We start from the raw sequence: 14,015 nt of genomic DNA, 5'->3' as shown, positions 1-14,015 counted from the left end.
ATGGCCTATGAAACGTTTGCTTTCGTCTATGACGAAGTGATGGACGAAAGCCTATACCAAAAATGGTTGGATTTTTCCAATCGTCATCTCCCACAAGGAACCCAACAAATTCTTGAAATGGCTTGTGGTACAGGCGCTTTAGCAGTTGATTTTGCAAAAAGTGGTTACGATGTGACGGCCTTAGACTTATCAGAAGAAATGTTGATGATTGCTAGTGAACGAGCTTTTGAAGAAGAAGTGCCAGTTCAATTTGTTCAGGGAAATATGCTAGATTTATCTGAAGTGGGACAATACCAAGCCATCACTTGTTTTTCTGATTCACTGTGCTACATGGCTAATCGCCAAGAAGTACAACAAGTGTTCGATGAAGTTTATCAAGCGTTAGAAGAGGAAGGAACGTTCATTTTTGATGTTCATTCTACTTACAAAATTGATTCAGTTTTTCCGGAATATAGCTATCATTATCAAACAGAAGAGTTTGCTTTTCTATGGGATAGTTACGCTGGTGAAAAAGAACACAGCATAGAACATTTCTTAACATTTTTTGTGAAAGAACAAGAAACAGATGAGCACTTTGTTCGGTATGATGAATTGCATCAAGAACGAACCTATTCGTTAGATAACTATTTACGAATGTTAGAAAGTGCTGGTTTCATGAATGTCAAAGTTTATGCAGATTTTACAGATGAAGCACCAACTGAAACAAGTGAACGCTGGTTCTTTGTTTGTCAAAGAGATTAATAAGATTTGGCTTATGAGCTTGGGACAGCGCTTAAAAACGTTGGTCTCTTTGCTGATAAGTCCATTTTTTTATAACGGAGGTGGCTAGAGTGAAAGCCTGTGGCATTATCGTGGAATATAATCCCTTTCATAATGGACATCGCTATCATGCCCAACAAGCTCGCCAACAAAGCGGAGCTGAAGTAGTGATTGCTATAATGAGTGGAAATTTTTTACAAAGAGGAGAACCAGCCTTACTAGATAAGTGGGCCAGAGCAGAAGAAGCTTTGCAAAATGGTGTTGATTTAGTCATTGAATTACCGACAGCTTGGTCGGTACAGTCTGCGGATTACTTTGCAAAAGGCGGTATAAAGTTATTGCAGGCGTTGCAATGTGAGAGCTTATGTTTTGGAACAGATAGTACAAGCGCAATTGATTATGCGGCTTTCGGCCAGTTTGTCCAAGAAAATCAATCCTTAATTGATCAAACGTTCCACGCATTGACAGACAAACAATTGAGTTATCCACAAAAAATGACTGCTGTTTTTCGTCAAGTATATCCTGAAAGCAGGTTCGATTTTTCTTCGCCTAATCATATTTTGGGGATGAGTTATGCAAAAGAGAATGCCACGTATCCAACCCCGATGACGCTCTACCCAATTGCTAGAAAACAAGCGGGCTTTCATGATGCAACGATTTCTGGGAAAGTTGCTAGCGCCACGGCGATTAGGCAAAGTGTTTTTCAACAAGAAATAACGCAAGTGCTGCCAACGGTTCCTTCTATAACCGCACAACATTTACAAACACAAGCAATGATTTCATGGGAAAATTATTGGCCCTTCCTAAAGTATAAAATTGTTCAATCCTCGTTAGAAGAATTACAAGCCATTTACCAAATGACGGAAGGACTTGAATATCGACTAAAAGATCAAATCCAAGCAGCAGGTTCTTTTCACGAATTAATGGAACGTATGAAAACGAAGCGTTATACTTGGACAAGATTGCAACGATTAGCAACTTATATATTGTTAAATATGACCAAAGAAGAAGTTGAAACTGTTTGGCAAAACAGTTATCTCCATGTGCTAGGATTTACGCCAAAGGGACAAGCTTATCTAAAAGAAACCAAAGCACAGATTCAATTGCCGGTAATTTCCAAAGTATCTAAAGAAAACCGCGCAATGCTTTCGTTAGATATTCGCGCCAATCAACTATACCAGATGGGAGATTCTTCTTTAAAAGAACAAAATTTTGGTCGGTTTCCCTTACGATTTTCGCCAGATACCTAAAAAATACTTAACAAAAATCAGTTTCCCCAGTATAATAAACAAGGGATAAGATACTAACAACAAATCAGAGAAAGCGAAGTGAGAATATGGGCCGTAAATGGGCAAATATTAAAGAGAAAAAAGCTGCCAAAGACGCAAACAATAGCCGTGTTTATGCAAAATTCGGGATTGAAATTTACGTAGCAGCGAAGTCAGGAGACCCTGATCCTCATGCAAACCAAAAATTACGGTTTGTAATCGAACGCGCCAAAACATACAATGTACCAAAACATATTATTGATCGCGCTATTGAAAAAGCAAAAGGTTCAGCAGATGAACAATATTCTGAATTACGCTATGAAGGATTTGGGCCAAATGGTTCAATGGTCATTGTTGATGCTTTAACGAACAACGTGAACCGAACAGCAGCAGATGTGCGGGCCGCATTTGGTAAAAACGGCGGAAACATGGGTGTCAGCGGTGCTGTTTCCTACATGTTTGATAATACAGGTATCATTGGCTTTGCTGGTGACGATGCGGATGAAATTTTAGAATACTTAATGGAAAAAGACATTGATGTTCGCGATGTTGTTGAAGAAGACGGTCAAATTATCGTTTACACAGAACCAGAAGATTTCCACCATGCACAAGAAGCGTTAAAAGAAAAAGGCATTGAAGAATTCACGGTTACTGAGTTAGAAATGGTTCCACAAAACGAAGTAACATTAGAAGGCGACGATTTGGCGAACTTTGAAAAAATGTTAGACGTTTTAGAAGATTTAGAAGATGTTCAAAAAGTTCATCATAATGTAGATTTACCTGAATAATCCATTTGTTCGTTTGTTTTAAGATTTAGAAAGAGGTCGGGACAGAAGTGTTTAACTCCGAGAAATAAGAAGGAATTTCCGAAAATTGTTCTATAATTTTTGGAGACCAAGTAGGTATTGTTCATCATCGAATCACTACGTTCTTCGTGATTCTCAACAATTTCGGCTTATTTCCGAAGGAGTTGCTTCTGTTCCCGCCGTTTATCAATTTTTAAGCCTGGGAGAAAAATCCAAAGTGATTTTTGTCCCAGGCTCTTTTTTTCATATAATACATAGAAAAAAGAAAGTTGATTGATAGGTCCATGTGACACAAAGCATTCAATGACAGGATTAACTTTTGTCTGTTCCATAAATATTTGTCTAAACAGTTGAATTAATAGTACAATAGTCTAGTAAGATAGATCATTGAACGGGGTGAATAGGCGTGAAAAAGGGAATGCTAGCGTTTTTTGTCGGGCTAGCGGTTTTATCATTAACTGCTTGTCGGGAACCAAAAGAAAAGAAAGTAACCGCTTCAACTGAGACATCCTCTAAAGTTGAAGAGACGAATGAAAAAACGAGTGAAACAATTGATAAGACAAACGAACAAGTGAGCAGCAGTGTCGAGTCTAACGAATCAGTGAAAAATGAAGAGCCGACAGCTGATGAAAACAATAGTCAGCTAACTGTAGCTGATTTAGATACTACAGCGATTAATGCTGGCGATTTTACTACTTTAGCTGGAACATGGAAAAATGGTAAAGGAGAGAGTTTGATCATTCATCCTGATGGTAGCACAAATACCGGAGGAATGATTACGAAGGATTCACCTACTGATGAGTCGCGACCAATTACAAGCTTAAGTATTAGGTGGGGGCCTACTGGTGCTGCGTTATTATTATATAAAATTGGTGTTGAAAATCCTAACGGCGACCAATCTGATAAGACGAAACCGCGATTGTTAATCACTCAAGATAGTGGAAATTATCCTGCGGAAGAGTATTACTATCGTTCTTCTGAAGAGGAAAATCAAGACCAAAATGAAGAGGCAAAAATCATCGATACACAAGAAAAAGCAGAGACATATATTAGAAAGACACTGACCGATGCAGAAAATAATGATACGAACCTTGGATTTTTGGGTATGAATGGAAATGACTTCTTTTTTAGAGCCCAATCGAAACAGATGGTTGCAAATGGAGGGACAGGGACTGTCGGTTTTTACAGAGTATCACCACAAGGAGCAGTCAGAATAACGGATGCACGAGGCAACTAAAGATAGTCTCGTGGCAATCTATTTAATTCCTATAAAAGTAGCAAAATAAGAATGAAATGATCACAAAATCTTCATATTTAGTTTGTAAGATATAAAGCATATCAACAAACAACCTTAACAACACAAAACACTTTTTCATTTTTAACTCCTTTCCCGTCCTTACCCAAAGGGCGGGTCTTTTTTTGTGTAAAACGATTCGCTCAAGATACCAAAAGAGCCTGGGACAAAAATCACTTTGGATTTTTGTCCCAGGCTTAAAAATTGATAAACGGCGGGAACAGAAGCAACTCCTTCGGAAATAAGCCGAAATTCTCCAAAAATTATAGAACAATTTTCGGAAATTCCTTCTTATTTCTCGGAGTTAAACGCTTCTGTCCCGACCTCTTTAACTCATTACATGTTGGCGCTTGTAGACCCGAGATAATAATTAAGGTGTTGGAACAGTTGGTGAATAGTTCGTTTTTCGACCATAAAGTTCTTGTGTCGCCGCCGAGATATATGCAGATGAATCTTTTCCTGGGAGGTTATACATTAGATAAATACCATATTGCTCCGCTTTTGTACGTTTAGCATATTGCGCAGCTAGATTTTGATTGACACCAACTTCAACGGCAGAAGCACCTAAACGAGAAGCAGGCATCCCCGCAATTTGTGGTGGATTCCAGGTACTATAATAAGGATTCCAAGCATAATCAATTAAAGAACTCATTTGAGGATTAGCTGAAGAGTTCGCAGCCGCTGGTCCAATATTATAAAAAGTAATTAATTTATCATTGCCTAAGCGATTTCTTAAGGCTTGAAGTAACCAAATGAACGAAGAATTATTTGGTTGAGGCGTCCCATTTTTTCCGTATTCAGCATACTCATCATCAAAATCAATACCATCTAAATGATACGTATTAACGACTTGTTCTAATTGAGCTGCAAAGGCATCCGCACTTTCGTAAGTTGGGAAATTAGCAAAGCCAGCGCCTTCATGGTTGCCTAAAATAGACAATAGGACTTTAGTGCCGCGTGCTTGAACTGGACGAATTTGTGTTTCAGCTTCGTTTAAAGTTTGTTGGACCCGTTCATTGAGATATAAGTAAGGTTTTTTATTGACCGTATCATAATTAATATTGGCTGCAAAAATAATCCCCATATCAAAAGCAGGTTGATTGGTTCCAGCTAAAGTATATTTTCCCACATTGTTAAAATCGTGGTTGTTTACTTCTACATACATGACTGTTTTAGGTGTAACAGTTGATGCTGCTTGTACTTCAAATGCAGGTAGTGCAAATAATAACCCACCGACTAAAAGGATCAAACTTAAAAAAGTTGAAATAATCCCTGTTTTCTTGTTAAAAAAATGAGTGCTCAATTGATGCCCCATAACTTTCTCCTCCTATAAAATAAATATTATTTGTAAGCGCTAACAAAGATATGTTATCATTTTTATAATTTAAACACAAGAAGAAGAGAACAAAAGTGAGCAAATCCACAGAATAAAAAAGCGTCCTTCGCAAAATGATCTTGCGAAGGACGCACTTTTACCAATCAAAGAGTAAGGCATAGCCTAAAGAAAGCAGCTCTCGACCAAAATTTTTGATATCTTTTGGAAAAGAAGAAGCCGCAGTGATGCCTGAAACATTTGAGATACCTGCTCGCTTGGCTAAAAGTTGCGAGCGATACATGTGAAAGTCACTAGTAACAATCACTAGCCGTTTAAAAGAAAGGAGTTTTTGTGAATTGACAATATTTTCTTTGGTGCGTGTGGCACGATTTTCTAAGAGAATCTGTTTTTCTGGAACACCTTTATTTAGCAAGTATTGTTTCATAACCGTGGCTTCCGTAGCCGGCTCATCTGCTCCTTGCCCTCCGCTAACAATAACGGGTGTCTCGGGGTGTTGTTTAATATAGGGGATAGCCACATCTAACCGAGCTTGCAAAACACGGCTGGGCAGTGCGGTTTCTTTAGACGTTCCTAAAACACGGGCCCCTAAAATTAAAATAGCATCTGGTTTATCGGTGGGTTGCGTATTTTTGCCAGTAAAAATAAGTAGACCTAAAATCAAAAGAATACAAAAGCCAAAACTGACAATGGATAAACTTGTTATTTTTAACCAATGCATGAAACATCCCTCCTTGTAATGTTAGTGTATACGAAGTACCATAGAAAAAGCGATAGAAAACAAAAGACTTATAAAAAAATCTATGTTTTAATAGAAACTTTTGAAGAGAGGGAGCGAGTGAATGCGTACAGAAGAAGAAATGTTTCAACTTATTATGGATGTAGCAAAACAAGAAGAACACATTCGAGCCGTGGGAATGGTGGGTTCTCGCACGAATGTGAAAGTGCCAAAAGATAGTTTTCAAGATTTCGACATTGTTTATATTATAGAACCATGTGCTGAGTTTTTTGAAACAGCAACGTGGACAGCAAAATTTGGTCAACCATTAATTATGCAACGTCCCAAGGAAATGACCTTATTTCCCACAGAACCGAAGACGCGGGAAACATTTTTAATGTTATTTGAAGATGGTCAACGTATCGATTTAACGTTGTGTCCTCTCGCAGAAAAAGACAATTGGCATGAAGGCGATTCTTTAGCAATTATCTTGTTAGACAAAGATGAAAATTTGCCACCTTTACCTGTAGCATCTGATAAAAATTATACAGTAACAGCTCCGGATCAGCAGCAATTTAACGATTGTTGCAATGAATTTTGGTGGGTTAGTACGTATGTAGTTAAGGGGCTTTGTCGGAATGAACTATTTTACGCTGTCACACATCTCTATGAATATTGTCAGCAGGAACTGTTGCGCTTGCTTTCTTGGCAAGCGGCTTGGCAGGAACCGGAGCCAATTTCTGTTGGGAAACAATTTAAGTATCTGAAAAATTATGTCACTCCTGACACGATGGATCAATTAGCATCGTTGCTGGATTTTTCTAGTAAAGAAGCTTGTTGGAACAGCTTAATAAAGACACAAGCCTTTTTTGACGTCGTCGCTCAGGATTTTGCTAAAATGGCCCAGTTTACGTATTATTTACAAGAAGCAAAAAAAGTCACAGAGTATACAAATTCTTTAAGATTAAAGGATTTACAAGGAAAATAAGCTGAAAACAACGTAAAAATAGTGTATAATTGAAAAAATTAATCTGCGAGAGAAAGGGAACTTTTTTTGATTGTAGATCACCGCAGTTGTTTGTTGCCTAGACTCTAAGAAATAAACCTAAAATTATTGATATAAAGGATGAACAAATGAAAAAAGAAGAAATGCAAGTGCGTAATACACGTCGTCAAAAATCAGGAAAAAATAATAAAAAGAAAGTAATTATTACTTCTTTGGTTGGACTAGCTCTGGTTGCTGGGGGCAGCTATGTTTATTTTCAAAGTCACTTTTTACCAACCACAAAAGTAAATGGAGTTTCTGTAGGCTGGTTAAATGTAAATGCCGCGGAAGAAAAATTAGCGCAAGTTAATCAAACCGAAGAAGTTGTGGTTCAAACGGGTGCAAAAGAAGAAAAAATTCAACTTCCTAAAAAATACCAATTGGATCAAAAATTTTTAAAAGACCATTTACACAGTAGCAAGGTGAAGCTACCGTTAAACGAGGCATTCAAAAAAGAACTAGAAGCCAAATTAGCGACTTTAAGTTTTCCAGAGGGGAAACCAAGCAAAAATGCGAGTATTCGTCGAGGCAATGGCACTTTTGAAATTGTTCCCGAAGAACAAGGCACAGTAGTGGACACACAGCGCTTAAATCAGCAGATTATTGCGGATGTTGAAGCGGGAAAAGGCAACTATCAATACAATGCCAAAGATTTTTATAAAGCCCCTGAAATTACAAAAGAGGATCAAACGTTAAAGGCAACATTGACAACGCTCAATAACAAGTTAAATAAAACAATTACAGTTGATATTAATGGTGAAAAAGTAGCCTTTGATAAAACACAAATTCAAAACGTGCTGAATGATGATGGCACAATCAACAAAGAAAAACTAACTACTTGGGTGACACAATTAGAAACAACATATGGTTCTGCTAATCAACCAGTTTTATTTACAGATGTTCACGGCACGACACGTCGTTTTAAAAACAACGGAAGTTATGGCTGGTCGATTGATGGGGCCAAAACGCAAGAACTACTAGTAAACGCGCTGAATAGCCAAGAACAAACGAATGCAATCACTGCTCCGTTGGTTGGCGATACCAAAGAAAATAGTAAAATAGCCAATAATTACATTGAAATTGATTTAAAAGATCAAAAAATGTATTGTTTCATTGATGGCAAAAAAATAGTCACCACAGATGTCATTACTGGCAGATATAACAAAGGAACCGCAACAGTACCAGGATTCCATACAATTTTATATCGGACAACCGATGTGAATTTAGAAGGTCAAATGCTCGATGGTTCTCGATACAGTGTGCCAGTAAAATATTGGATGCCGTTATTAAGTCAAGGGGGCGTTGTCACACAAATTGGGATTCATGACTCCGACCATAAATTGGATAAGTATGGCGATAAAGAAGCCTTTAAAACCGATGCTGGTAGTAATGGCTGTATCAATACGCCAGGAACAGAAGTTTCAAAAATCTTTGATGTATCCTATGACGGAATGCCGGTAATTATTTACGGACATATCTATGATGATGCACCAGGTGAATTTGATAAACCTGTGGATTACGGCGAAGAAGTATAAAAAGAGATATTAGGTAAGACCGTACTTTGGTCCAGCGATGTATCTGAAAAGTAAAAATTGGAGACGTCAGCGTAACGACTGACGTCCCCAATTTTTTATTGACAAGCGTCATAACCCGCTCTATGATACAAACAGAACAAGCAATTTAAATTGGGGGAACGAAGATGCCATTTGTACATGTAGAATTAATTGAAGGCCGCACAGAAGAACAGTTAACTAATATGGTCAAAGATATTACAGAAGCTGTGTCAAAAAACGCTGGTGCACCAAAAGAGAATATCCATGTGATTGTCAATGAATTGAAAAAAGACCGCTATGCACAAGGCGGCGAATGGAAAAAATAAGTTTTCAGAGAATTTCTGTTGAATCACTTGCTTTTTCTGAAAATAAGTGGTTAAATAAGTGCATAAATGATTGATGAGAAAGACAACTGAACTTGCCCGCGATCTATTAGAGAGGAAAATCTTGGCTGAAAATTTTCCAGATTGGCACAAGGGATGACCACTTTCGAAACCTTTGTTGAAACAAAGGCGGTCGCACCGTTAACACGCTAGAGGAACACAGATTATTTGTGTTCAAAATTAGGTGGAACCACGATATTTTCGTCCTAGTATTCGTTAGAATACTAGGACTTTTTGTTTTTTAACAAGGGGAACAGGTGGCTGTTTCGTTTCATTGTGAAAAACAGGAACACAATGAAACGCTTCAAATCAAAAAAATTAAAAGGAGAGAATTTTATTATGTCTATTCACATTACTTTTCCAGATGGCGCTGTTAAACCGTTTGATTCTGGGGTTACAACATTTGATGTTGCTAAAAGTATTAGCAACAGTTTAGCCAAAAAAGCTTTAGCTGGTAAATTCAATGGTGTTTTAATCGATTTAGATCGTCCTATCGTAGAAGATGGTTCGCTTGAAATCGTGACACCTGATCATGAAGATGCTTTAGGAATTTTACGTCATTCATCAGCTCATTTAATGGCTAATGCCTTACGTCGTCTTTTCCCTAACATTAAATTTGGCGTAGGTCCTGCGATTGATTCTGGGTTCTACTATGATACAGATAATGGGGAATCCCCTGTGACAGCGGAAGATTTACCTGCAATTGAAGCCGAAATGATGAAAATTGTGAAGGAAAATAACCCAATCGTTCGTAAAGAAATCTCACGTGCAGAAGCGTTAGAATTATTTGCTGATGATCCTTACAAAGTTGAATTAATTACAGATTTACCAGAAGATGAAATCATCACTGTCTATGATCAAGGCGATTTTGTTGATTTATGTCGTGGTGTTCACGTCCCTTCAACAGGACGGATTCAAGTCTTTAAATTACTTTCAGTAGCTGGTGCTTATTGGCGCGGAAACTCTGACAATCATATGATGCAACGGATTTATGGCACTGCCTTTTTCGATAAAAAAGATTTAAAAGAATTTATCAAAATGCGCGAGGAAGCCAAAGAACGTGACCACCGTAAATTAGGAAAAGAATTAGATTTATTTATGGTTTCACAAGAAGTTGGTTCAGGGTTACCTTTCTGGTTACCAAAAGGCGCAACCATTCGTCGTACAATTGAACGTTATATTGTGGACAAAGAAATTAGCTTAGGTTACCAACATGTGTATACACCAATTATGGCAGATGTGGAATTATACAAAACATCTGGTCACTGGGATCATTACCATGAAGATATGTTCCCACCAATGGATATGGGCGATGGCGAAATGCTGGTATTACGTCCAATGAACTGTCCACACCATATGATGGTTTATAAAAATGACATTCATAGTTACCGCGAATTGCCAATTCGAATCGCTGAATTAGGGATGATGCACCGCTATGAAAAATCTGGTGCATTATCAGGGTTACAACGTGTTCGTGAAATGACTTTAAACGATGGCCATACTTTTGTTCGTCCTGACCAAATTAAAGACGAATTTAAACGTACTTTGGAGTTAATGGTGGCAGTCTATGCTGACTTTAACATTACGGATTATCGTTTCCGCTTAAGCTATCGTGATCCAAATAATACAGACAAATATTTTGATGATGATGCGATGTGGGAAAAAGCGCAAGCGATGTTAAAAGCTGCCATGGATGAATTAGAATTAGATTACTTTGAAGCAGAAGGCGAAGCTGCCTTTTACGGTCCGAAGTTAGATGTTCAAGTAAAAACAGCTTTAGGAATGGAAGAAACATTATCAACCATCCAATTAGACTTCTTATTACCAGAACGGTTTGACTTAACTTATGTTGGCGAAGATGGTGAAAATACGCATCGTCCAGTTGTTATCCACCGTGGTATTGTCTCAACAATGGAACGATTTGTGGCTTACTTAACAGAAGTTTACAAAGGCGCTTTCCCTACTTGGTTAGCACCAATTCAAGCAACTATTATCCCAGTTTCTGTAGAAGCGCATTCTGAGTATGCTTATGAAATCAAAGAACGTTTACAAGCACAAGGCTTACGTGTTGAAGTCGATGATCGTAACGAAAAAATGGGCTACAAAATTCGGGCCTCTCAAACCCAAAAAGTACCTTATCAATTAGTGGTCGGGGACAAAGAAATGGAAGACGCAACGGTGAACGTCCGTCGTTATGGAAGCAAAGAAACGTCTGTCGAAGATTTATCAATTTTCATTGACAGCATGGCTGCTGAAGTTCACAATTACAGCCGTTAAAAAAAGAGAAAAAGTCAAAAGGACTTCTGAATTCAGAAGTCCTTTTGACTTTTTTTAACAAAAAAATAATTAAATATTTCCTTAGAGCTGGGAATAATCCTGATTTTTTGACTAATTTTTGTTACAATGAGAATGCGAAACTTTTTAGTGAAGGGACTAGAGGTATGAAGAAAAACTCATTTATAGATAAAATAAAAAAAACAGATGCCGCAGCAAAGAGTCAACGAGGTAGAAAGCCACATATTCCTTTTCGATTGAACTTATTATTTTTTGTGATATTTACTTTATTTGTTTCATTAATTGTCCGTTTAGGGTATTTACAGATTGTAGAAGGAGAAGAGTTTAACAAAAAAATCACTGCCAACTCTTCACTACAAATCACGACACCATCCCCTCGAGGACAAATTTATGATTCACAAGGAAAAGTCTTGGTTTCTAACAAAGCCAATTTAGCAATCACTTACACACGAGGAAAAAATATTGAAGGAAAAGATATTTTACCGATTGCGAATAAAGTTAACGAACTTATTAACGTTCCAGTTGATCCAAACTTAACGGATCGTGATAAAAAAGATTATTGGTTAGCGAATCCTGAAAATTTAAAAGCAGCCCAAGGCCGTTTAACCGATCAAGATAAAGAAGATGAAAAAGGCAACAAAATTACGGACGAAGGCACATTATATGCCAGAGCAGTTGAAAAAGTCACCCCTGAAGAAATTGCATTTGATGACCGAACCTTACAAGCAGTGACGATTTTTAAACGAATGAATGCAGCGTCACAAATGAACACGGTCTTCATCAAGAATGAAGGTGTGACAGAAGGTGAAATTGCGACAATTGGTGAACACACAGCGGAAATATCTGGTGTTTCAACAGGGACTGATTGGACGCGTGATTATTCTCAAAGTGGTGCATTACGTAGCCTGTTGGGTACCGTTTCAACTGAAAAACAAGGATTGCCAGCCGAAGAAGTCGATGAATATTTGAAAAAAGGCTATGCACGAAATGACCGTGTTGGAACTAGCTATTTAGAAAAACAATATGAAGACGTTCTACAAGGTAAAAAAGCAAAATCAGAAGTCGTTTTAGACAATAACGGAAAGATTGTTTCACAAACCCCAATTTCCAAAGGGGAAAAAGGCTCCAACTTAAAATTAACGATTGATTCAAATTTCCAAAACAAAGTTGATGAAATTTTACAACGAAACTATTCACAAATAGTCAAAACCATTGGACCATACTCAGAAAATGCGTATGTCGTTGCTATGAACCCTCAAACAGGAGCTATTCTAGCAATGTCCGGAGTTAGTCATGATTTACAGACAGGAGAAGTCACACCTAATCCTTTAGGGCCTATTTTAAACTTTGAGGTACCTGGATCTGTTGTGAAAGCAGGCACTTTAACAGCTGGTTATGAGGCGAAAGTATTACAAGGAAATGATACTCTATTAGATGAACCAATTATTTTAGCTGGTACAAATCCAAAAGCTTCTTGGTGGAATAGTGGTGGTCGTAATGCACAAATGCAATTAACTGCTGAGCAAGCATTAGAGTACTCTTCTAATGCCTACATGATGAAAGTTGTGTTTAAACTAATGGGTGTAAATTACTATCCTAATATGGTCTTTCCGTATGAAATTGGCGATGATAAAGTTTTCAAAGAGCTAAGAAATGCTTATGCTGAATATGGAATGGGGATTAAGACAGGCATCGACTTACCTGGTGAAAGTCCTGGATATGTAAATAAAGATTTCAAAGATCCTGCTGAAGCGCCTAAAGGCGGAAATCTATTAGATTTATCATTTGGACAATATGATAACTACACACCGTTACAATTAGCACAGTACGTTTCCACTGTCGCAAATAATGGTATCCGCGTGCAACCCCATGTGGTAGAAGGAATCTATGGCAATGATGAAAATGGAGCTTTAGGAAAAATTTTGAAAGAAATCGAACCAAAAGTTTTGAATAAGGTGAATATTTCTGAAGACCAGATAGGAATTCTTCAACAAGGTTTCTATAATGTGGTACATGGAACTAGTCAATTTACTACGGCACCGGGTTTAAAATCAGACAAGTTTTCGATTGCTGCTAAAACAGGGACCGCCGAAACGCAAGCAACGGATGCTAACGGAGTTGTTCACACAACGGTTAATAGTAACTTGGTGGCTTATGCGCCGTACGAAAACCCTGAAATTGCAATTAGCGTTGTTTTACCACACTTAAATGACGAAGAATCCAAACCAAACCAAACGATTGCCAAAGAAGTTTTAGAAGCGTATATGGAAATGTACAAAAAATAAAATTTGTAAAGTAGAACTACTTTACAAATTTGCCCAAAAGGGTAGTCAAATGACAAAAAAAATGGTATGATATTCAAGTCTAAGAAATCTCTTGGAAAGATCAATTATTAGTAGGAGGGGAAAACATGCGCGTAAACATCACTTTAGAGTGTACTTCTTGTAAAGAACGTAACTACTTAACAAATAAAAATAAACGTAACAATCCTGATCGTTTAGAAAAACAAAAATATTGCCCACGTGAAAGAAAAGTTACTTTACATCGTGAAACTAAATAAT

Annotated in this window: 12 protein-coding genes; 10 read left to right on the top strand and 2 right to left on the bottom strand. The window is 37.6% G+C overall.

What is annotated here, in order from left to right:
- From IGM13_RS11485 to IGM13_RS11470, 4 genes are all read left to right on the top strand, one after another.
- Nucleotides 1-741, top strand: coding sequence for a class I SAM-dependent DNA methyltransferase (locus IGM13_RS11485; protein WP_002356302.1), 741 nt, complete (start codon nt 1-3; stop codon nt 739-741).
- 80 nt (nt 742-821) lie between these two features.
- On the top strand, nt 822-2,009 hold the full coding sequence (locus IGM13_RS11480) for a nucleotidyltransferase (RefSeq protein ID WP_002419391.1): 1,188 nt from the start codon (nt 822-824) through the stop codon (nt 2,007-2,009).
- Nucleotides 2,010-2,095: 86 nt separating this feature from the next.
- Nucleotides 2,096-2,815: a YebC/PmpR family DNA-binding transcriptional regulator gene (locus IGM13_RS11475; protein ID WP_002356305.1), complete on the top strand. Its 720-nt coding sequence runs from the start codon at nt 2,096-2,098 to the stop codon at nt 2,813-2,815.
- A 424-nt stretch (nt 2,816-3,239) separates the two neighbouring features.
- Nucleotides 3,240-4,070: a DUF6287 domain-containing protein gene (locus tag IGM13_RS11470; protein WP_002419950.1), complete on the top strand. Its 831-nt coding sequence runs from the start codon at nt 3,240-3,242 to the stop codon at nt 4,068-4,070.
- Nucleotides 4,071-4,497: 427 nt separating this feature from the next.
- Here the strand turns inward: IGM13_RS11470 and IGM13_RS11465 are convergent, their stop codons facing one another.
- Together IGM13_RS11465 and IGM13_RS11460 are read right to left on the bottom strand one after the other, a co-directional pair.
- On the bottom strand, nt 4,498-5,442 hold the full coding sequence (locus tag IGM13_RS11465) for an endo-beta-N-acetylglucosaminidase (RefSeq protein ID WP_002382461.1): 945 nt from the start codon (nt 5,440-5,442) through the stop codon (nt 4,498-4,500).
- A gap of 157 nt (nt 5,443-5,599) precedes the next feature.
- Complete coding sequence (locus IGM13_RS11460) at nt 5,600-6,181, bottom strand: YdcF family protein (RefSeq protein ID WP_002419137.1); 582 nt, start codon at nt 6,179-6,181, stop codon at nt 5,600-5,602.
- Between the two features lie 121 nt (nt 6,182-6,302).
- Here IGM13_RS11460 and IGM13_RS11455 point away from each other — a divergent pair, with 121 nt between their 5' ends.
- The 6 genes from IGM13_RS11455 (at nt 6,303) to rpmG (ending at nt 14,014) form a co-directional block, all read left to right on the top strand.
- Nucleotides 6,303-7,166, top strand: coding sequence for an aminoglycoside 6-adenylyltransferase (locus tag IGM13_RS11455; protein ID WP_002419136.1), 864 nt, complete (start codon nt 6,303-6,305; stop codon nt 7,164-7,166).
- Between the two features lie 146 nt (nt 7,167-7,312).
- A complete protein-coding gene (locus tag IGM13_RS11450) occupies nt 7,313-8,758 on the top strand; it encodes a L,D-transpeptidase family protein (RefSeq protein WP_002382467.1) in 1,446 nt (481 codons plus the stop codon).
- A gap of 164 nt (nt 8,759-8,922) precedes the next feature.
- Nucleotides 8,923-9,102, top strand: coding sequence for a 2-hydroxymuconate tautomerase (locus tag IGM13_RS11445; protein WP_002356318.1), 180 nt, complete (start codon nt 8,923-8,925; stop codon nt 9,100-9,102).
- Nucleotides 9,103-9,498: 396 nt separating this feature from the next.
- Complete coding sequence (gene thrS / locus IGM13_RS11440) at nt 9,499-11,436, top strand: threonine--tRNA ligase (protein ID WP_002359397.1); 1,938 nt, start codon at nt 9,499-9,501, stop codon at nt 11,434-11,436.
- 164 nt (nt 11,437-11,600) lie between these two features.
- Nucleotides 11,601-13,739 carry a penicillin-binding transpeptidase domain-containing protein gene (locus IGM13_RS11435; protein ID WP_025188628.1) on the top strand — a complete coding sequence of 713 codons (2,139 nt, stop codon included), beginning with the start codon at nt 11,601-11,603 and terminating at the stop codon, nt 13,737-13,739.
- A 125-nt stretch (nt 13,740-13,864) separates the two neighbouring features.
- Nucleotides 13,865-14,014, top strand: a complete 150-nt coding sequence (gene rpmG / locus IGM13_RS11430; protein WP_002356321.1) for a 50S ribosomal protein L33 — start codon at nt 13,865-13,867, stop codon at nt 14,012-14,014.
- Nucleotide 14,015 lies beyond the last annotated feature (1 nt).

Origin of the sequence: Enterococcus sp. DIV0561 (assembly GCF_050539875.1) — a bacterium.
GTDB classification, from domain to species: domain Bacteria; phylum Bacillota; class Bacilli; order Lactobacillales; family Enterococcaceae; genus Enterococcus; species Enterococcus faecalis.
This window is presented reverse-complemented; position numbering and strand designations above follow the sequence as displayed.

Coding starts and splice junctions, on each gene's coding strand:
- IGM13_RS11485 (WP_002356302.1), top strand. CDS start 1: ATGGCCTATGAAACGTTTGCTTTCGTCTATGACGAAGTGATGGACGAA.
- IGM13_RS11475 (WP_002356305.1), top strand. CDS start 2,096: ATGGGCCGTAAATGGGCAAATATTAAAGAGAAAAAAGCTGCCAAAGAC.
- IGM13_RS11465 (WP_002382461.1), bottom strand. CDS start 5,442: ATGGGGCATCAATTGAGCACTCATTTTTTTAACAAGAAAACAGGGATT.
- IGM13_RS11460 (WP_002419137.1), bottom strand. CDS start 6,181: ATGCATTGGTTAAAAATAACAAGTTTATCCATTGTCAGTTTTGGCTTT.
- IGM13_RS11455 (WP_002419136.1), top strand. CDS start 6,303: ATGCGTACAGAAGAAGAAATGTTTCAACTTATTATGGATGTAGCAAAA.
- IGM13_RS11450 (WP_002382467.1), top strand. CDS start 7,313: ATGAAAAAAGAAGAAATGCAAGTGCGTAATACACGTCGTCAAAAATCA.
- IGM13_RS11445 (WP_002356318.1), top strand. CDS start 8,923: ATGCCATTTGTACATGTAGAATTAATTGAAGGCCGCACAGAAGAACAG.
- thrS (WP_002359397.1), top strand. CDS start 9,499: ATGTCTATTCACATTACTTTTCCAGATGGCGCTGTTAAACCGTTTGAT.
- IGM13_RS11435 (WP_025188628.1), top strand. CDS start 11,601: ATGAAGAAAAACTCATTTATAGATAAAATAAAAAAAACAGATGCCGCA.
- rpmG (WP_002356321.1), top strand. CDS start 13,865: ATGCGCGTAAACATCACTTTAGAGTGTACTTCTTGTAAAGAACGTAAC.